A 20078-nucleotide genomic window follows, 5' to 3' on the forward strand; every position below is an offset into this window, starting at 1 on the left:
GTACGGGGACGGAGTTCGTCAGAACTCCGTCCCCGTACCCGTTTCCGGGTTCCGGGAGGTGTGCGGCAGCGGGCCCGCGCGGTCCAGCAGCCCCGTGCGGGCCGCGAGCGCCGCCGCCTCCAGCCGGGAGCCGACGCCCAGCTTCATCAGGACCCGCTGGACGTGCGTGCGGGCCGTGGAGGGGGCGATGCCCATGCCGGCGGCGATCAGCCGGGTGTCCTCGCCGTCCGCGACCCGGACCAGGACCTCCACCTCACGGGGCGTGAGCATCTGGAGGAGCCGCTGGCCCTCGTCGTCGGGCTGTGCGGCCGGGTTCAACAACTCGCTGAACGCGCCCTGGAGCAGCGTCGGAGCCACCGCCGCCTCACCCGACCGCGCCTTCATGATGGCCCGCTCGACGCCCTCTATGCGCTCGTCGTGGCGTACGTAGCCGGAGGCGCCCGCGGCGAAGGCCGCCGCGATCCCGCGGGGGCTCGGCACCGGGCCGAGGACCAGGACCGCCACCTGGGGCCGCTCCCGCTTGATGCGGACCACCGGGTCGAAGATGCCCGGCTCGGCCGGGACCGCCGTGCCCAGCAGGCACACCTCCGGGGCGCGCGTGATCACCAGCTCGGCCGCCCCCGCGGTCGGTGCCGCCGCGGCGAGCACCCGGTGCCCCCGCAGTTTGAGCGCCGAGGCCAGTGCCTCGGCGAGCAGTCGGTGGTCGTCGACCACCATCAGCCGCACTCCCAACGAGCAACCCCCCAGTCCCCCCATGGATGCCCACACGGACTCACACGGACCCTCGCGGACCAACAAAAGGGTGCCCCCCGGCACCCCGTTCTCATGCCCCCGGAAGCTACACGCTTGTTCGACGTTGCGCTCCCCCTACCGGTGAGAAGTGCCCGGATCGCCGAAATTCCTCACATTCGAGGGTCATGGGCGATAAATGAACGGCCCCGCCCCTGAGCAGGGGCGGGGCCGTCACGGCGATGCGGACGATCAGCCGCCCGCGCCGTAGGCGACCGCGAGGTACTGGGGGTCGCCGCTGGAGAGCGAGCCGTCGTCGGCGTACACCTCGGACATGAACAGGCGTCCCTGGGAGTAGAGGACCTCGGAGTACTCCGGGGACATGCTGGTCTCCAGGTCGCGCACCGCCTCCGTGGAGGGGTTCTCCAGCAGCTTGGTCTCCTTGAAGGAGGTTCCGGCGATGCTGACGACCTGGCCGCCCTTGTCGTACGGCGGCCGCTTGTAGGCGATCAGATTGCTGCCGTCCATGCGCAGCGGGTAGATCGTGTAGCCGTCGCCGGCGTCCGCGCGCTGGCCGGTCTGCTTGCCGGTGGCCAGGTCGAAGGCGATGACCTCGTTGGTCCGGCTGTACTCGCCGGTGCCGTCGTGCTCCTCGGTCGGGACGTAGATCCGGTCGTTGCCGACGGCCAGGCCGGTGCAGGCCTCGATCCTGGTGATGCCCTCGCAGTCGGCCGCGTACTGGTCGCCGGGGACCGAGATACGGGTGCGCAGTTTGCCGGTCTTGTTGTCGATGGAGAAGAAGTCCGAGATGCCGCTGCCGTCACCGGCGCTGTCGCCGACGTCGGCGGCCACCACCAGGGGGTCGCTGGACACGACGGACGCGTAGTCGATGCCCGTGGCCAGCTTGTACTCCGAGATCACCTTGCCGGACACCGGGTCGATGGTCTGGATGTTCAGCTCGGGGTTGTCGTACGCGCCGCACTTGCGGACGGCCACCAGCTTCGGGCCGCCGCCGTAGCCGGCGTCGTAGCAGGTGTCGGCCGGCTTCGGCGACCAGAGCACCTTGCCGGAGTCGATGTCGAAGGCGGCGCCGCCGTTGGTGCTGCCGAGGGCCACCGTGTTCGCGCTGACCGTCACGTTGTTGAAACTGATCGGGTAGTCACCGGAGTTGACGGTCTTCTTCCACAGCTGCTTGCCCGCGGCGAGGTCGATCGCCGCGACCTGGTCGCAGCCCGCCGTGTCGGCCGTGCTCGCCTGGAAGGTGACCGCCGTGCGGTAGTCGTCGGTGGCGAACCTGCTGGCCTCGCAGACCGGGCCGGGCAGCGGGATCGACCAGAGCTTGGTGCCCTTGTCGAGGTCGTAGCCGGCGATCTCGTTGACGCCCGTCTTCACGTACGCCTTGTCGGTCACCCAGGAGCCCTTGACGCCGACGCTGTCGTCCTTCTTGATGACGGGCATCGGGACCTTGAAGAGGACGTCCGCGGCCGGGTTCGCCGGTACCTTCTCCTTGCCGCCGGAGGCCGTGCCGCCGGTGCCTCCCTTGTCGCCGGTGTCACCCCCGCCGCCGGTCGGGCCCGCGGGACCCGCCTCCTCCTTCTTGCCGCCGTCGGACTGGGAGTACCAGACGCCGCCACCGACGATCAGCGCGATCGCGACGACCGCGCCGACGATGATCGCCACCTGTGCGTTGAACTTCTTGCCGACCCCGGCGCCCGGTCCCTGGCCGGGGCCGCCGGCCTGCGGGTGCATGGGCATGGTGGGCTGGCCCGGGTAGCCGTAACCCGGCTGGGCGGCCGGATAACCCGGCTGACCCGGGTAGCCGTAACCGGGCTGCTGGCCGTACGGCGGCGTCGGCTGGCCGTAGGGGCCCGGCTGCTGGGGCTGACCGTACGCGGAGGGCGTCGGCGTGCCCGGCTGGGCCGGGTAGCCGTAACCGGGAGCGGCGGCCGGTGGCTGCGGGGACGCGGCCGGCCCGCCGGGCGCCTGCGGATAGCCGTAGCCCGGCTGGGGCTGCTGCGGGGGCCCGGACGGGACCGGCGGCGGAGGAGTCTGCGGCTGCTGGGCCGCCTGGGCCGGGGCCTGCGGGGCCTGCGGGGCCTGCGGGGCCTGCGGGGCCTGCGGGGCCTGCGGGGCCTGCGGGGCCTGCGGGGCCTGCGGGTAGCCGTAGCCCGGTGCCGGGGACTTCGTCAGGTCGGGGGCCGGCGGCTGCGGCGCCGCGCCCTGGGGCTTCGCGTCCTGGGGCTTCGTGGCCTCGGGCTTCGCGTCCTGGGGCTTCGCGTCCTGCACGGGCGTGTCCTGCGGCGGCTGGGGCGGGCCGAAACCGCCCTGCTGGGGCTGCTGCGGGGGCTGGTTCGGCGGCGGGGGCGGCGGCTGGGTCATGGTGTGGATACCTCGGGAGAACGCTCGGAGAGCTCGGGCGGCGGACGGGGACGACGACGGGGCGGGGAAGGCGGTGGGTCGCCTCACTTGCCGTAGGCGAGCATCAGCTTCTCCTTCGTGTCGTCGTTGCCCGTCAGCCGGGTGGAGGAGAGGTAGAGGCGCCCGTCGACCCAGGCGAGGTCGCGCGAGTAGAAGCTGTCCTCGATCTCGGCGGTGCTCTCGGGCAGTTGCATCAGCGTCTTCGGCGTGTGGGCGGTCCCGGCCGTCGGGATGCCCACCACCCGGCCGGCCGCGTCGTACGACGGCTCCACGTACGCGACGAGGTTGCCGCCCTCGACCTTCACGGGCAGCATCGCCTCGTCGGTCGGGGACTTCACGCGCCACTTCTCCTTGCCGGTGGAGAGGTCGATCGCCACGATCTCGTTGGGACCGGTGGTCGACTCGGTCGGCAGGTAGAGCGTGTTCGCGTCGGAGGCGGTGCCCGTGCAGCCCGTCAGATTGCGCTGGAGGAAGCCGGAGTCGCATTCGGGCGCGAAGTCCTCGTCGAAGCCGACCTGGGAGCGGTAGCCGCCGTCCGGCTTGAACGTCGCGATGTTCCAGCTGTTCTTGTCCTCGTTGGTGCTGTAGACCACCAGCGGGTCGACGGAGTACGTCTTCGCGACCGACCAGCCCTTGTCGAACTTCTGGCTCCACTTGACCTTGCCGGTCGCCGGGTCCAGTTCCTGGATCTCGTCGTGCTCGTTGGCCTCGGTCGCGTCGCAGGACGCCACCGAGATCAGCCGGGTCCCGCCCGCGAAGGCCGTCGGGAAGCACGCGTCGCCGTACTTCTGCTTGTCGTACAACTTCTTGCCGGTGCGCACGTCGTACGCCGTGCCGAACTGCGAGCGGCCCACCATCAGGGTGTTGCCGGCCAGCGACAGCTCGATGCTGATGGCGCTGTCGAACAGCGCGCCGTCCGCGACCACGCCCTTCCAGCCCTTGGCGCCGGTGTCGAGGTCGATCTGCTGGAGCTGGTTGCACTTGGCGCGGTCGCTGGTGCCGCTCATGTACGCCACGACGACCTTGTCGTCGGCCGTCTTCTGCGGGGTGACCGCGCAGATCTTCTGCGGCAGGGCGATGGTGTCCCAGGTGGGCTTGCCGTCACCGACGTTGTACGCGACGACCTCCTTGTAGGCCGCCTTCACGGCCGTCTTGGAGGTGATCCACATGCCGGGGGCCTCGGCACCGGAGGCGGGCGCGTCGGGCGCCTCCTTGTACCAGAGCACCTTCGCTTCGCCCGCCTTGCGGTCCGCGTTGAAGTCCTCGGTGTCCTCGCCGCCGTCGCCGCTGCCGTCACCGGGGTTGACCGGTGCGCCGCTCGACGAGGCCTTGCCGTCGTCGCTCGGACCGGCGACCGGCTTCTTGCCGCCCTCGTCGTCGCCGCCCGTGACCGCGAACACGGTCCCGCCGATCACCAGCAGCGCCGCCACCGCGGCCCCGACCACCAGCGCGGGCCGCCCCTTGAAGGGGTTGCGCCCGCCGGGCGGGGTACCGGGCGCGCCGGGGAACTGGGGCGGCTGCGGGTAGCCGTAGCCCGGCTGCTGCCCGTAGGGCCCGGCCGGCTGGCCGTACGGCCCCGGCTGACCGTAGGGTCCCGGCTGCTGCGGCTGACCGTAGGGTCCTGCCTGCGGCGGATGCCCGTACGGACCCGGCTGCTGCGGCTGTTGCTGCGGATACCCGTAGCCCGGCTGCGGCGGCTGGGCGGGCGGGCCCTGCGGCGGCTGCGGCGGCATCTGGGGCGCGCCGAAGCCGCCCTGCGGCGGCTGTGGTGCCTGCGGCTGGTGCGGTGCCTGCGGCTGGTCCTGCGGTGCTCCGAAACCACCGTGCTGCGGCGGCTGATCCGGCGGCGTAGCCATCAGCGTGTTCCCCCTATGTCACTGGTTTTTAGCCACGCCCCCAGGTCAGTGACCCGCCCGGAGCCGTCTTCAGAAAGTTCTCAGACGGCTCTTTCTATCACCCGTGACGGACGGCCCCCGGGGCCCGTCCACCCCTGTTCCCAAGGGAGGACCGGCCCGTGACGCCGTCGTTATGCGCCTTCACGCGCCCTTCACGCGTCCTCGGCGAGTTCCAGCCACCGCAGCTCCAGTTCCTCGCGCTCGCCCACCAGTTGCCGCAGCTCGGCGTCGAGTTCGGCGACCTTCGCGAAGTCGGTGGCGTGGTCGGCGATCCGGCCGTGCAGCTTGGCCTCCTTCTCGGAGACCTTGTCCAACTGCCGCTCGATCTTCTGGAGTTCCTTCTTGGCGGCGCGCTGGTCGGCGGCGCTCCGCTCGGGCGCGGCCTTGGTCGTGGCGGCCGCCGGGGCCGAGGCCGCCGCGGTCTCCTCCATCCGGCGCCGGCGCTCGATGTACTCGTCGATGCCGCGCGGGAGCATCCGCAGGGCGGCGTCGCCGAGGAGGGCGAAGACCCGGTCGGTGGTCCGCTCGACGAAGAAACGGTCGTGGGAGATGACGATCATCGAGCCGGGCCAGCCGTCGAGGAGGTCCTCGAGCTGGGTGAGGGTCTCGATGTCGAGGTCGTTGGTGGGCTCGTCCAGGAAGAGGACGTTGGGCTCGTCCATCAGCAGGCGCAGGATCTGGAGGCGGCGGCGCTCACCGCCCGACAGGTCCCCGACCGGCGTCCACTGCTTGTCCTTGTTGAAGCCGAACGTCTCGCAGAGCTGCCCGGCGGTCATCTCCCGTCCCTTGCCCAGGTCGACGCGCTCGCGCACCTGCTGCACGGCCTCCAGGACCCGCAGGGCGGGGTCGAGTTCGGCGACCTCCTGGGAGAGGTAGGCGAGCTTGACGGTCTTGCCGACGACGATCCGGCCGGCCACCGGCTGCGCCTCGCCCTCGGTGCGGGCGGCCTCGGCCAGGGCCCGCAGCAGCGAGGTCTTGCCGGCGCCGTTGACACCGACGAGGCCGACGCGGTCACCGGGGCCGAGGTGCCAGGTGATGTGCTCGAGCAGCACCTTGGGACCGGCCTGGACGGTGACGTCCTCCAGGTCGAAGACCGTCCGGCCGAGGCGGGAGGACGCGAACTTCATCAGTTCGCTGCTGTCGCGGGGCGGGGGCACGTCCTTGATGAGCTCGTTGGCGGCCTCCACGCGGAACCGCGGCTTGGACGTCCGCGCGGGTGCGCCGCGGCGCAGCCAGGCCAGCTCCTTGCGGACCAGGTTCTGCCGCTTGACCTCCTCGGTCGCGGCGATGCGCTCACGCTCGGCGCGCGCGAAGACGTAGTCGGAGTAGCCGCCCTCGTACTCGTGGACGGCGCCGCGCTGCACGTCCCACATGCGGGTGCAGACCTGGTCGAGGAACCAGCGGTCGTGGGTGACGCACACGAGCGCGGAGCGGCGCTCGCGCAGGTGCCGGGCCAGCCAGGAGATGCCCTCGACGTCGAGGTGGTTGGTCGGCTCGTCCAGGACGATCAGGTCCTGCTCCTCGATCAGCAGCTTGGCGAGCGCGATCCGGCGGCGCTCACCGCCGGAGAGCGGGCCGATGACGGTGTCCAGCCCCTGCGGGAACCCGGGCAGGTCGAGCCCGCCGAACAGTCCCGTCAGCACGTCCCGGACCTTGGCGTTGCCCGCCCACTCGTGGTCGGCCATGTCCCGGATGACCTCGTGCCGGACGGTCGCGGTCGAGTCGAGCGAGTCGTGCTGGGTGAGGACGCCCATGCGCACCCCGCCGGAGTGCGTGACCCGGCCGGAGTCGGTCTCCTCCAGCTTGGCGAGCATCCGGATCAGCGTGGTCTTCCCGTCGCCGTTGCGGCCGACGACACCGATCCGGTCCCCTTCGGACACGCCGAGCGAGATGCCGTCGAGGAGCGCACGGGTCCCGTACACCTTGCTGACGTTCTCGACATTGACCAGATTGACGGCCATTTCTCTCCTGCCACGGGGGATGCTCGACCCTCCAGGGTAGTCGGCACGACGGACACCCCCGGGTGCCCGGCTTCTTTCGCGGTCCCAGAGGCGTCCGTGGCTTCCGCAAGCGCGTGCGAACGCCGTGCGCGCCGTCCCCCGGCGTCGTGCGCGCCGGCAGCGCACGCCCCCGGCCACGGGCGTCCGGGCGCCGACTCCCGCCGACTCCCGCCGAGCGGCGAACGGTTGCGCGCGGGGCGGACACCACCCCGCGCACGCCGGGTCCGGCGGGGGCGGGAGCGGGGCGGGAGGGCCTCTCGGGCGGGCGGGGTCGTGCGGGGCGGGGCGGGATCGTCACCCCGGTTGGGGATGATCCCGCTCGCGGGCTTCCGGGTGGCGTTCCTCGTAGCGCCACATCGCCCGCACGAGGACGCCGTCCGCCCAGCCGTCGACGTCGAGGGGCCGCAGCCCGCGCTCGGCGGCCACACAGCGCGGATCGTCGCGCTGCGCGAGCCCGTACGCCGCGTGCACCCGGGTGTCCCGCAGCTCGTCGCCGAGCAGTCCGGCGAGCACGTCGGTGACGCCGGGCGCCTGTGCGGGGCAGTGCGCCAGCCAGCGGGCCGCCCGCTCGCGCACCCGGGGGTCGGGGTCGCGCGCCAGCGTGTACAGGATGTCGAGCTTCTCGCGCCGCACGCGCGCACGCGCGGGTTCCGGTCGCAGGGTGCCGGGCACCTCCAGCCGTACCCTCGGGTCGGGATGCCCCGCGTACGACAGACCGACGGGCTCGATGATCTCCCCCTCGCCGTCGGCGTCACCCTCCTCGCCCAGCCCGGCCAGCACCAGGGCGAGCACCTCGGGGTCCGGCTCCTCCAGGGCCCAGGGCAGGAACACCTCGGGCGCGGGCTTGTCGACCACGGGGCCCGGCCGCGAGAACATGCCGCCGAACCCGATGACGAGGCACCGCAGCACGTCCGCCGCGAAGAGCCGGCACAGCCGGTCGGGATGCCCGCTCAGCACCCGGGCGGCGCTCCAGGTCTCCTCGTCCCGCCGGGCGGCGAGGAGGACGACGGAGTCGGACCAGACGCCGTGGTCCCGGTCCGGGCGGGTGAGGGCCCGCGCGAGCAGCTCGTCGAACGGCGTGCGGATCCGGAAGCGCTCCTCCAGCACGGAGAGGACGCCCAGGTGGCCGTCCCACACGGTCTGCCCGCCGAGCGAGTACCGCTCGTGCCGGGTGCTCCAGGTCTCGACCCGCACCGTTCCGCGCTCGACCGGCCCGGCGGCTCCGGTCCTGCGCCGCAGTTCGGTCCCGAGGTCCGCCCCGGCCCAGTACCGCGCGCGTGCCAGCAGGTCGGCCCGCACGCCGGCGTCGAGGCGTACGACCTCGGGGAGCAGCCTGCCGGCCATCCAGGAGCAGCCGCCGTCCACCGCCCGGGTCAGCGCGCTGTCGCCGCCGGGCAGCCCGGGGTCCCCTCCCGGCGCCTCGCCCACCGGCCGCAACGCGTCGGCGCCGGCCCTGATCAGCTCCTCGGCGACCGGTTCGTCGTAGGCCGCGACGGCCACGCAGAGCAGGGGGACGCCGTCGGCCGGGTCGCGGGCGTTCGGATCCTCCCCGACGTCCAGCAGCGCGTGCACGGCCTCCGCGTCACCCCGCCGAACGGCCGCGACCAGTTCCGCCGCCCCCATACGCCCGCCTCCCATGCCGGTTTCCTGATGCGGCCGGCCGGGGGAGCCCGGAGGGCGCGGGCCGCCCGCGGCAGCCGTGTTACGGCCGGTCCCCGATCACCGTCGCGCCCGGTGCCGGTCCCGCGGCCACCCGCACGCTCCGGCAGGTGCCCGACGTGCGCAGCGCCTCCGCGATCTTCGCCGCGGCGGCGGTGTCGCGGGCGAGGAAGGCGGTGGTCGGGCCCGAGCCCGAGACGAGCGTGGCGAGGGCGCCGGCCGCGTGGCCCGCGGCGAGGGTGTCGGCCAGTTCGGGGAACAGCGACAGCGCGGCGGGCTGGAGGTCGTTGGACACGGTGGCCGCGAGGGCGTCGGGGTCACCGTCGGCCAGGGCGTCGAGGAGGGGCTGGGAGGCCACCGGCTCGGGGATGTCCCGGCCCTGCGCCAGCCGGTCGAACTCCCGGAACACCGACGGGGTCGAGAGCCCCCGTTCGGCCATCGCGAACACCCAGTGGAAGGTGCCGCCGGTCTCCAGGGCCGTCAGCTTCTCGCCGCGGCCGGTGCCGAGAGCCGCCCCGCCGACCAGGCTGAACGGCACATCGCTGCCCAACTCGGCGCAGATCTCCAGGAGTTCGTCACGGGTGGCGCCGGTGCCCCACAGCGCGTCGCAGGCCAGCAGCGCGCCCGCGCCGTCCGCGCTGCCGCCCGCCATGCCCCCGGCGACGGGGATGTCCTTGGCGATGTGCAGGTGCACGTCGGGCGTACGGCCGTGCCGCTCGGCCAGCGCGATCGCGGCCCGGGCCGCCAGGTTCGTACGGTCCAGAGGGACCTGGTGGGCGTCCGGGCCCGCGCAGGTGACCCGGAGTCCGTCGGCCGGAGTCACGGTGACCTCGTCGTACAGACCGACCGCGAGGAAGACGTTCGCCAGGTCGTGGAAGCCGTCGGCGCGGGCGGCGCCCACCGCGAGCTGCACATTGACCTTCGCGGGCACCCGCACGGTGACACTCACTCGGAAGACTCCTCGCGCCGCCCGGACTCCCCGGGCTGTTCGGGCTGTTCGGGCTGTTCGGGCTGCTTGTTCTCGGCGATGCGGGCGAACTCCTCGACCGTGAGGGACTCACCGCGCGCCTGCGGCGAGACGCCGGCCGCCACGAGGGCCTCCTCCGCCCGCGCCGCGGAGCCCGCCCATCCGGCGAGCGCGGCCCGCAGGGTCTTGCGCCGCTGGGCGAACGCGGCGTCGACGACGGCGAACACCTCGCGCCGCGAGGCCGTGGTCGCGATCGGCTCGGTCCGCCGCACCAGCGACACCAGTCCGCTGTCCACGTTCGGCGCGGGCCAGAACACCTTGCGCCCGATGGCGCCGGCCCGCTTGACCTCGGCGTACCAGTTGGCCTTGACGGACGGCACGCCGTACACCTTCGAACCGGGCCCGGCGGCGAGCCGGTCGGCGACCTCCGACTGGACCATGACCAGGGTGCGCTCGATGCTCGGGAAGGTCTCCAGCATGTGCAGCAGCACGGGCACGGCCACGTTGTACGGCAGGTTCGCGACCAGCGCGGTCGGGGCGGGGCCGGGCAGCTCGGTGACCTGCATCGCGTCCGAGTGCACCAGCGCGAAGCGCTCGGCGCGCTGCGGCATGCGCGCCGCGACGGTCGCGGGCAGGGCGCCGGCCAGGACGTCGTCGATCTCGACGGCCGTGACCCGGTCGGCGGTCTCCAGCAGCGCCAGGGTGAGGGAGCCGAGCCCGGGGCCGACCTCGAGGACCACGTCGTCGGGCCGGACCTCCGCGGTGCGGACGATCCGGCGGACCGTGTTCGCGTCGATCACGAAGTTCTGGCCGCGCTGCTTGGTGGGCCGCACGCCGAGGACGGCCGCCAGCTCACGGATGTCGGCGGGGCCCAGGAGGGCGTCGGGGGCGGGGCTGGTACTCACGGGACAAGGGTACGGGGGCGCACGGACACCGCCCGCCGCCGCACCTGTCACCCGCCCGGCGCCGCACCTCTCACCCGCCCGGCCGCACCTCTCATCCGCCCGGTGCGGCAGGCCTCACCCGTGCAGGCGCGTCCCGCAGTGCGGCCAGGGACTCGCCCCGCGTCGCACGTACAGCTTCTTCGCGCGGAGCGTCTGTTCCGCCGCCGGGGCGTCCTGCGGCCGTCCGCTGCCGCCGAGGCTCTGCCAGGTGCGGGTGTCGAACTGGTAGAGCCCTCCGTAGGTGCCCGAGGGGTCGACCGCGTTCGGCCGGCCGCCCGACTCGCAGACCGCGAGGCCCTGCCAGTCCAGGCCGTCGGCGCCCCGCACGGAGGCCGGCCGCGGCTTCGTGCCGACCTTCACCACCTGAGCGCGCGGTTCGCGCACGATCTCGTCGCGGATGCGCCGCGGTGTCTGGCGGACGCCGTTCACGGTGCGCAGGGAGTACGTGATCCGGCGCAGTCCGGGCTGTCCGGCCCGCTCCACCACCTCCGTGCCCTTGAACAGCGAGGGGTCGTCGGTGCGGCGCACGTCGAACGGGATCGCCTCCTCACGCACCTCCTTGGAGCCGGTGATCCGCAGCACGGTGACCGTCTGCCCGTCGCGCGGGAAGCTGCCGGGCGCGACGGACGTGGTGTCCTGGCCGCGCAGGGTGATCCCGGCCGCCGCCACCACCTCGCGCACGGTCGCCGCGTTGGTGCGGACGGTGCGGGCCCGGCCGTCGGCCATGACCGTGACGGAGCGCTCGGTGCGCACGTCGAGCGCGAGCCCCGCGCGGCCGATCGGCCGCGAGTGCGGCACGGACAGGTAGGCGCCCTCCGCGCGCACGCCGAACTGTTCGAGTGCCTCCCGCACGGTGTGCGCCGTCGTCCAGACCTCGTGCCGCTGTCCGTCCAGGGTGAGCCGCACGGGCCGCCCGTAGTGCACCGTGATCTCGTCGCCGCTGGTGAGGGCGGTGTCGGGGGCGGGTGCCACCACGTCGTGGGCACCCACCCGCACACCTTCCTCCGCGAGGAGTTCGGTCACGTCGTCGGCGAAGGTGTGCAGCGTGCGCGGCTTGCCGTCGACGGTCAGCTCGACCGCCTTGTCCTCGGCGACGAAGGCGGTGGTGCCGCCGGCCAGGAACGCGACGACGAGGGCCTGCGGGACCAGACGGCGGATCGTGGACTCCGGACGCTCGGCGGAGCGCGTCCGGCGCCGGCGCGCGGCCCGCCCCCCGTCCTCCCCCACGCCCTGCCGCGGCAGCGGCGCCGGCCGGGTCGGCAGCGGGCCGGGGAGCAGGACCGTCTCGGCGTACGGGGATGCTCCGGTGAGCCGCACCGGGTCGGCGAACGGGACCGGCTCGGGGAGCTGGAGGGTCTCGGGGGGCTGGACCGACTCGTGGGGCCCGTGCGTCCGCCGGGGGCCGGGCGGTGCCTGGGGGCCCGGCGGCGCCTCGTACGTCTCGTACGTCTCGTACGCGGGGCGGTAGGTGTCGTCGTACGTCCCGGGTGCCGCGTACACGCCGTACGCGATCGTCTCGGCGTTGTGCAGGTCGACGTACGACCCGCCACCGCCGTACGGCTCGGACTCGAAGTACTGCGCGTTGCTCACGCCGACACTCCAGGGGAGGGGTCCGGATCGGGCCCCCAGAACCTAGCGGAGCGACCGTCACTCTCCAAAGTGGCACGGCTACCGAGAGTTGTGTTCGACGGGTGTCGGACGCGCTCAGTAACCGAACGCGCGTGCGGTGTTGGCGGCGAGGGCGGTGGCCAGGGTGTCCTCGTCGATGCCCCGGACGGCGGCCATGGCGCGCACCGTGACCGGGATCAGATACGGCGCGTTGGGCCGTCCGCGGTAGGGCGCCGGGGTCAGGAAGGGGGCGTCGGTCTCCACCAGGAGCAGCTCCAGCGGGGCCACGGCGACGGCGTCCCGGAGGTTCTGGGCGTTCTTGAAGGTGACGTTGCCGGCGAAGGACATGAAGTACCCGGCGCGGGCGCAGATCTCGGCCATCTCGGCGTCGCCGGAGTAGCAGTGGAAGACGGTGCGCTCGGGGGCGCCCTCCTCCTTCAGCACGCGCAGCACGTCGGCGTGGGCGTCGCGGTCGTGGATGACCAGCGCCTTGCCGTGCCGCTTGGCCATCTCGATGTGGGCGCGGAACGAGCTCTCCTGGGCGTCCTTGCCCTCGGGCCCGGTGCGGAAGTGGTCGAGTCCGGTCTCGCCGACCCCCTTGACGTGAGGAAGCGCGGCCAGGCGGTCGATCTCGGCGAGCGCCTCGTCGAGCGCCCGCGCGCCGCCAGGCGTCCGCGCGCCCTGCCGCGACCAGCCGTCGGGGTCGCCGTGCACGATGCGCGGCGCCTCGTTGGGGTGCAGGGCGACCGCGGCGTGGACCGCGGCGTGCGCCGCCGCCGTCTCGGCCGCCCACCGGGACCCCCGCACGTCGCAGCCGACCTGGACGACCGTCGTCACGCCGACCGACGCCGCTTTCGCGAGGGCCTCCTCCACCGTGCCCGACTGCATGTCGAGGTGGGTGTGGGAGTCGGCGACCGGCACCCCGAGGGGTGCCGGAAGCGGCGGCGCGGCGTTCTTGTCGGCGCTCTTGTCGGCGTTCGAAGGCATGCCCCGATCCTACGGAAGGTCCCGAGGCCCGGGACACGGCCGTGTGCCGGGCGGGACGCGTCCGGGGCGCCGCCCTCGGCCGGACGTCAGACCCTCGGCCGGACGTCAGACCCTCGGCCGGACGTCAGCCGGCCCTCGGCCGGACGTCGCCGGACGTCAGCCGGCCTTGCGGAACGGATGCAGCAGATCCGAGAGGTGCCAGTGGTGGTGCTGCCCCGCGGGCCGGTCCCCGGACCGTTCCCCGGCCGCCGTCCCCGCCGGCCGGGCCGCCGTGGGCACGGCGCGCCGGCCGGCCGCGGAGGCACTCTGCACCGACGAGACCTGTCCCGCCCGCATGATGCGCACGACGTGCCCGTCGCAGTTCTGGCACGCGGGACGGCTCAGCGGCGACGGAACGACCCGCCCGTCCGCCACGTAGAGGACGAACTCGTGGCCGTCGGCGTCGGTGTGGTGCTCTATCTCGTAGGCCTGCTCCCAGCCGTGCCCGCAGCGCATGCAGGCGAAGGAGTACGACTCGTCGACGACGGCGCTCGCGCCGCCGCGGAGGCCGGTCCGCCCTGTGGTCTCACTCATGACCGCTCCTGTGGTCCGCCGGTGGGGCTGCTGAAGCCCCGTCACCCAGTGGACGCCCCGCCCGGAGCGAATGCACTCGACCTGTGCACTGTTGAAGCCGATTTGGGCGTCCCTTGCCACAACGCCCGGCACCCTTTGCCCGCGCATGGGGCGCACGCTCAGACGACATGCGCCCTGCTCAGAGGGGGTGTGAGCCCCTTCACAGCACCCGGGCCACACCCGTCACAGACACCCGCCGACGACCGTGACAACGCCCGGCTTCCCGGCGTCCGAGGACCGTCACAGCGCCCCGGCGACCGTCACACGGCCCGGCGCCCGGCGTCCGTCACAGCGCCCCGGCGTTCTTCGCCGCCACCACCGCGTCGAACACCTCCCGCTTGGGCAGCCCGGCCTCCGCCGCCACCGCCGCGATGGCCTCCTTGCGGCGCTCGCCCGCCTCCTCGCGCACCCGCACCCGGCGCACCAGCTCGGTCGCGTCGAGTTCCTCGGGCCCGCGCTCGGGCGCGCCGGTGACGACGACGGTGATCTCGCCCCGCACGCCCTCGGCCGCCCACTGCGCCAGTTCGCCGAGCGGGCCGCGCTTCACCTCCTCGTACGTCTTGGTCAGCTCCCGGCACACGGCGGCCCGCCGGTCCGCGCCGAACACCTCGGCCATCGCGGCGAGGGTGTCGTCGAGCCGGTGCGGGGCCTCGAAGTACACGAGGGTCCTGCGTTCCTCCGCGACCTCCCGCAGCCGGGACAGCCGCTCCCCCGCCTTCCTCGGCAGGAACCCCTCGAAGCAGAACCGGTCGACGGGCAGCCCGGACAGGGCCAGCGCGGTGAGCACCGCGGACGGCCCGGGGACGGCGGTGACCCGGATGTCCTGCTCGACGGCCGCGGCGACCAGCCGGTACCCGGGGTCGGAGACCGACGGCATCCCGGCGTCGGTGACGAGCAGCACCCGCGCGCCGCCCACCAGGTCCGCGACCAGCTCGGGGGTGCGGGCGGACTCGTTGCCCTCGAAGTAGGACACGACCCGTCCCTTGGGCGTCACTCCCAGCGCCTGGGTCAGCCGCCGCAGCCGGCGCGTGTCCTCGGCGGCGATCACGTCGGCGCCGGTCAGCTCCTCGGCGAGACGGGGCGGGGCGTCGGAGACGTCACCGATGGGAGTACCGGCGAGAACGAGGATTCCGGGCGTAGCTGTCACGTTTCCATCCTCGCAGGGCCGGTGCACGGGACTCACACAGACCTGTTCCCTACGATGGCGCGGTGACCAGTACCGCGTCCTCCATGGACTCCACGGACTACCGGCAGGGCCAGGCGCCGCCCGACCAGCGGCCGTCGTGGCAGCAACGGCTGCGCCGTTTCGGATACAGCGCGGAGTCGTCCGCCGACGTCCGGGAGCGGCTGGTGCCGCCGTTCGCGCAGCCCGGCCCCCGGTTGTGGCAGGCGGTGGGGCTCCCGCCGGTGTGGGCGGACCGGATCGCGCGCTGGTCGTCCTGGGCCGGTCCGCTGCTGGTCACGCTGCTGGCGGGGGTGCTCCGGTTCTGGCATCTGGGCAGCCCCAAGGCGGTGATATTCGACGAGACGTACTACGCGAAGGACGCGTGGGCGGTCGTCCACCGCGGGTTCGAGGTCAACTGGGACAAGAACGCCAACGACGTCATCCTCTCCTCCGGCGGGCACGTCACGATCCCGACGGACGCGGCGTACGTGGTGCATCCGCCGGTCGGCAAGTACGTGATCGGCCTGGGCGAACTGATCTTCGGGTTCGATCCGTTCGGCTGGCGGTTCATGACGGCGGTGCTCGGCACGCTCAGCGTCCTGCTGCTGTGCCGGATCGGCCGCCGGATCTTCCGCTCCACCTTCCTGGGCTGCCTGGCGGGCGCGCTCATGGCGGTCGACGGGCTGGCCTTCGTGATGAGCCGCACCTCGCTGCTCGACGGTGTGCTGATGTTCTTCGTGCTGGCGGCGTTCGGCTGCCTGGTGGTCGACCGGGACAAGGCGCGCGAGAGACTCGCCGCCGCGCTGCCGCTCGACGCGGACGGCCGCCACCGCCCCGACCCGCACATCGCGGAGACGACCCGCCTCGGGCCGCGCCCCTGGCGCTGGGGCGCGGGCCTGATGCTGGGCCTGGCCATCGGCACCAAGTGGAACGGCCTGTACATCCTGGTCGCGTTCTGCCTGATGACGGTGTTGTGGGACGTCGGCTCGCGCAAGGTGGCGGGCGCCCGCCGCCCGTACCTGGCGGTCCTGAAGCACGACACGGGTTTCGCGTTCCTGGCCACGGTCCCGGTCGCGCTGGTCACCTACCTGGTGTCGTGGACGGGCTGGATCCTGTCCGCCACCGACGGCAAGGGCGGCTACTACCGCAACTGGGCGGCCACCGACGGCAAGGGCGGCAACTGGACCTGGCTGTTCCCCGACTGGTGGCGCAGCCTGTGGCACTACGAGCACGAGGTCTACGAGTTCCACACCCACCTCACCTCGCCGCACACGTACCAGTCGAACCCGTGGAGCTGGCTCGTCCTCGGCCGCCCGGTCTCGTACTTCTACGAGTCCCCCGCTCCGGGCAAGGACGGCTGCCCGACGGACGCGGGCGAGAAGTGCGCCCGCGAGGTGCTGGCCATCGGCACCCCGCTGCTGTGGTGGGCGGCCTGCTTCGCGATCGCCTACGTCCTGTGGCGCTGGCTCTTCCGCCGTGACTGGCGGGCCGGCGCGATCGTCTGCGGCATCGTGGCCGGCTATCTGCCGTGGTTCCTGTACCAGGAACGCACGATCTTCCTCTTCTACGCGGTCGTCTTCCTGCCCTTCCTGTGCCTGGCGCTGGCGATGATGATCGGCGCGCTCGTCGGGCCACCGGGCTCCGGCGACACCCGCCGCGTGGCGGGCGCCACCGGCGCGGGCGTCCTGGTCCTGCTCATCGCCTGGAACTTCATCTATTTCTGGCCCCTGTACACGGGCCAGGCCATCCCCATCGACGACTGGCGCTCACGGATGTGGCTCGACACCTGGGTGTAGGCCCGACCCCGGGCCGGGTGCGGGTTCGGGACCCGGGCCTTGGTCGGGGGCAGGGTCGGGGTCGGGGTCGGGGTCGGGGTCGGGGTCGGGGTCGGGAGTACGGTGGCCGTACCGAGCGCACTTCGCACGCCGTCAGCCGTTTCGGCGTCGCCCTCGGGGAACGGCAATGCCGGAGCACCTCGTGCCCGGTCGGAAATGAGCCGCCCCACATGAGCCTGATGACTCTCGGAGTACTCGCGTCCTCCCGCAAGGAGAACGAGTTCCGCCTCCCGCTGCACCCGCGCCACCTCGACCGGATCGCCCCGGACATTCGCGAGCGGATCTTCCTCGAACACGGCTACGGCGAACGGTTCGGCGTCGCCGACGACGCGCTGCGACCACTCGTGGCGGGCCTGCGCTCGCGCGAGCGGCTCATCGCCGAGTGCGACATCGCGCTGCTGCCGAAACCGACGCACGACGACATCGCCGAACTGCGCGAGGGCCAGGTCCTGTGGGGCTGGCCGCACTGCGTGCAGGACGAGAAGACGACCCAGCTAGGCATCGACCGGCGGCTGACCCTGATCGCCTGGGAGGCCATGAACCACTGGACCTCCACGGGCGCCTTCAGCGTCCACGTGTTCCACAAGAACAACGAGCTGGCCGGTTACTGCTCGGTGCTGCACGCCCTCCAGCTGGGCGGGCTGACCGGCAGCTACGGGCGCCGGCTGCGCGCGGTGGTGATCAGCTTCGGCGCCACGGCGCGCGGCGCGGTCACGGGTCTGGGCGCCATGGGGGTCACCGACGTCACGGTGCTCACCCAGCGCGCCGCCGCGGCGGTCGCCTCGCCGATGCCCTCGGTCGTGATGGCCCACTTCGAGGAGCGGGAGGACGATCCGTCGCGCCTGCGGGCCGTCACCGCGGCCGGCGCCGTGCCGCTGGCGGAGTACCTGGCCGGTTTCGACATCATCGTCAACTGCGTGCTCCAGGACACCGACGCGCCGCTCATGTTCGTCACCGACGAGGAACTCGCCCTGTTCCGGCCGGGGACCTTCTTCGTCGACGTCGCCTGTGACGAGGGCATGGGCTTCGCGTGGGCGCGTCCGACCACGTTCGGCGACCCGATGCCCGCGGTGGGCCCGGGCTGCCACTACTACGCGGTGGACCACAGCCCGTCCCACCTGTGGAACTCCGCCACCTGGGAGATCAGCGAGGCGCTCCTGCCGTACCTGCGGAAGGTCATGAGCGGTCCGGCGGCCTGGGACGCCGACATCACGGTCCGCAAGGCCATCGAGATCCGCGACGGCGTCGTCCAGAACCCGAAGATCCTCTCCTTCCAGCACCGGTCGGCCGCCTACCCGCACGCCCCCGAGGTACGGGCGGCCGCGCCCGGCTCGGGGGACTAGCCCGGCGATCCGGCCCGGCCGGGCCCGCGCGGACCTCGCGCGGCGCGCGTCGCGGTCCCGGTCGGCGACCCGTGTTCACGTATGTGGCCGGATACATAGGCCTAACGATTGCGGAAACTCTCGCCCCACACGCCACCGCTACCGCTTACTGTGAGCCCGAGGAGAACTTTCTGAACGCGTTCAGAAAGACTCACGGGGACACTGACGGGGACAACGGGGACGACGGGGAGGGCGTGGGGATGCGCAAGGGGGCCAAGACAGCGGTGATCGGCTCGGTCTTCGCGGTGATGGTGGGCGGGGCCGGTTACGGCGCCTTCAACCTCGTGAACGCGCTGAACGGGAGCGGGAGCGGGGCCGACGGGTCGGCGGGCGGCGAGCCGGCGGTCGTGAAGACCGGGCCGCCCAGCGGGTCCGAGGTGAAGGACACGTACACCCGGTTCTTCGCGGCCTGGGAGAAGGGGCAGGCCGTGGCGGCCGCCGCTCTCACCAACAACGCGGCGAAGGCCGAGCCCCTGCTGACCTCCTACGGCCAGGCGGCGCACATCACCGGCGTGAAGATCACCCCGGGCGCGGCGGTGGGCGACAGCGTGCCGTTCACGGTCAAGGCCACCGTGTCGTACGAGGGGAAGTCCAAGCCGCTCACCTACAAGAGCGAGCTGACGGTCGTTCGTGGTCTCACCACCGGCAAGGCGCTGGTGGACTGGCAGCCGTCGGTCGTCCACCCCCAGCTGAAGTCCATGGACGACACCCTGGTCACGGGCTCCTCGGCGGCGCCGTCGATCGAGGCCGTGGACCGGGACGGCAAGGTGCTCACGAAGGAGAAGTACCCCTCCCTGGGGCCGATCCTGGACCAGCTGCGCGCCAAGTACGGGGACAAGGCGGGCGGGACGGCCGGTGTCGAGCTGGCGATCAGACACGCCACCCCGGACACCGCCGACACCCCGCTGCTGACCCTCGCGGAGGGCAGGACCGGCAAGGTGCCCACCACCCTCAGCGCGGAGGTGCAGGCGGCCGCGGAGAAGGCGGTGCAGAAGTACGCCGAGTCCTCGGTGGTGGCCGTCAAGCCGAGCACGGGCGAGGTGCTGGCGGTCGCCAACAACCGCGCGGACGGCTGGAACGCCGCGTTCCTGGGGGAGGTCGCGCCCGGCTCGACGATGAAGATCGTCAGCGCGGCCACCCTCATCGACAACGGGCTGACCACGGCGAACGGCCCCGCGCCCTGTCCGGCCTCGGCCGTCTCCGAGAGCCAGACCTTCCACAACATCACCGGCATGAAGCCGAACGAGAGCGCGACCCTCGCCGAGAGCTTCTCCCGGTCCTGCAACACGGCGTTCGTGAAGTTCGCGGACGAGGTCGAGGTCGACTCGCTGACGAACGAGGCCCGGGACCGCTTCGGGATCGGCCTCGACTGGCAGACCGGCATCCCGTCCTTCGACGGCTCCGTCCCGGCCGCCGGCGGCCCGGACACCGCGGCAGCCCTGATCGGTCAGGGCCAGGTCCAGATGAACCCCCTGAACATGGCGTCGGTCACGGCGACCGCGATGACGGGCACCTTCCGGCAGCCGGTGATCGTGCCGCTCGACCTCGACGGCCGCGAACCGGCACGCGCGCGTGGTCTGTCGTCGGGCACCGTGCAGCAACTGCGTTCCATGATGAACCGCACCGCGACCAGCGGCACCGCGGCCGAGGTGATGGCGGGGCTGAGCGGCCGGATCGGCGCGAAGACCGGTTCCGCCGAGGTCGACGGGCAGAACAGGTCCGACAGCTGGTTCACGGGGTACCGGGGCGATGTGGCGGCCGCCGCGATGACCCAGGACGGCGGTCACGGCGTCGACGCGTCCGGCCCGATCGTCGCGGGAGTGCTGCGGGCGGGATGAGCCGTACGGACGGTGGTCGACGTCACACGTGACGTCACC

Annotated in this window: 14 protein-coding genes; 3 read left to right on the forward strand and 11 right to left on the reverse strand. The window is 72.9% G+C overall.

Annotation, left to right across the window (positions count from 1 at the left end; translation table 11 throughout):
- Positions 1-18 precede the first annotated feature (18 nt).
- The 11 genes from AOQ37_RS16420 to rsmI form a co-directional block, all read right to left on the reverse strand.
- A complete protein-coding gene (locus tag AOQ37_RS16420) occupies positions 19-732 on the reverse strand; it encodes a helix-turn-helix transcriptional regulator (RefSeq protein WP_078890213.1) in 714 nt (237 codons plus the stop codon).
- A gap of 249 nt (positions 733-981) precedes the next feature.
- On the reverse strand, positions 982-3108 hold the full coding sequence (locus AOQ37_RS16425) for an outer membrane protein assembly factor BamB family protein (RefSeq protein ID WP_062645276.1): 2127 nt from the start codon (positions 3106-3108) through the stop codon (positions 982-984).
- A gap of 83 nt (positions 3109-3191) precedes the next feature.
- A complete protein-coding gene (locus tag AOQ37_RS16430) occupies positions 3192-5003 on the reverse strand; it encodes an outer membrane protein assembly factor BamB family protein (protein WP_062645277.1) in 1812 nt (603 codons plus the stop codon).
- A 191-nt stretch (positions 5004-5194) separates the two neighbouring features.
- Positions 5195-7003: an ABC-F family ATP-binding cassette domain-containing protein gene (locus AOQ37_RS16435; protein ID WP_062645278.1), complete on the reverse strand. Its 1809-nt coding sequence runs from the start codon at positions 7001-7003 to the stop codon at positions 5195-5197.
- 333 nt (positions 7004-7336) lie between these two features.
- On the reverse strand, positions 7337-8680 hold the full coding sequence (locus AOQ37_RS16440) for a HEAT repeat domain-containing protein (protein ID WP_078890214.1): 1344 nt from the start codon (positions 8678-8680) through the stop codon (positions 7337-7339).
- Positions 8681-8744: 64 nt separating this feature from the next.
- Positions 8745-9650: a 4-(cytidine 5'-diphospho)-2-C-methyl-D-erythritol kinase gene (locus tag AOQ37_RS16445; RefSeq protein WP_062645280.1), complete on the reverse strand. Its 906-nt coding sequence runs from the start codon at positions 9648-9650 to the stop codon at positions 8745-8747.
- Positions 9647-10573: a 16S rRNA (adenine(1518)-N(6)/adenine(1519)-N(6))-dimethyltransferase RsmA gene (gene rsmA, locus AOQ37_RS16450; protein WP_062645281.1), complete on the reverse strand. Its 927-nt coding sequence runs from the start codon at positions 10571-10573 to the stop codon at positions 9647-9649. The genes AOQ37_RS16445 and rsmA overlap by 4 nt, the downstream gene beginning before the upstream one ends.
- A gap of 114 nt (positions 10574-10687) precedes the next feature.
- A complete protein-coding gene (locus tag AOQ37_RS16455; protein ID WP_062645282.1) occupies positions 10688-12202 on the reverse strand; it encodes a resuscitation-promoting factor in 1515 nt (504 codons plus the stop codon).
- A 114-nt stretch (positions 12203-12316) separates the two neighbouring features.
- On the reverse strand, positions 12317-13207 hold the full coding sequence (locus AOQ37_RS16460) for a TatD family hydrolase (RefSeq protein WP_062645283.1): 891 nt from the start codon (positions 13205-13207) through the stop codon (positions 12317-12319).
- Positions 13208-13363: 156 nt separating this feature from the next.
- Complete coding sequence (locus AOQ37_RS16465) at positions 13364-13780, reverse strand: hypothetical protein (RefSeq protein ID WP_062645284.1); 417 nt, start codon at positions 13778-13780, stop codon at positions 13364-13366.
- Positions 13781-14105: 325 nt separating this feature from the next.
- Positions 14106-14966 carry a 16S rRNA (cytidine(1402)-2'-O)-methyltransferase gene (gene rsmI / locus AOQ37_RS16470; RefSeq protein WP_062645285.1) on the reverse strand — a complete coding sequence of 287 codons (861 nt, stop codon included), beginning with the start codon at positions 14964-14966 and terminating at the stop codon, positions 14106-14108.
- Positions 14967-15028: 62 nt separating this feature from the next.
- On the opposite strand from rsmI, the gene AOQ37_RS16475 reads away from it, so the two are divergent.
- The 3 genes from AOQ37_RS16475 (at position 15029) to AOQ37_RS16485 (ending at position 20039) form a co-directional block, all read left to right on the forward strand.
- The gene (locus tag AOQ37_RS16475) at positions 15029-16780 is read left to right on the forward strand and encodes a dolichyl-phosphate-mannose--protein mannosyltransferase (RefSeq protein ID WP_062645286.1); all 1752 of its coding nucleotides are present in this window, start codon (positions 15029-15031) and stop codon (positions 16778-16780) included.
- 209 nt (positions 16781-16989) lie between these two features.
- The gene (locus AOQ37_RS16480) at positions 16990-18162 is read left to right on the forward strand and encodes a N(5)-(carboxyethyl)ornithine synthase (protein WP_062645287.1); all 1173 of its coding nucleotides are present in this window, start codon (positions 16990-16992) and stop codon (positions 18160-18162) included.
- 239 nt (positions 18163-18401) lie between these two features.
- Entirely contained in the window at positions 18402-20039 is a 1638-nt protein-coding gene (locus tag AOQ37_RS16485; protein ID WP_062645288.1) for a penicillin-binding transpeptidase domain-containing protein, read from the forward strand.
- Positions 20040-20078 lie beyond the last annotated feature (39 nt).

Origin of the sequence: Streptomyces maremycinicus, assembly GCF_001184025.1 — a bacterium.
Classification (GTDB): domain Bacteria; phylum Actinomycetota; class Actinomycetes; order Streptomycetales; family Streptomycetaceae; genus Streptomyces; species Streptomyces maremycinicus.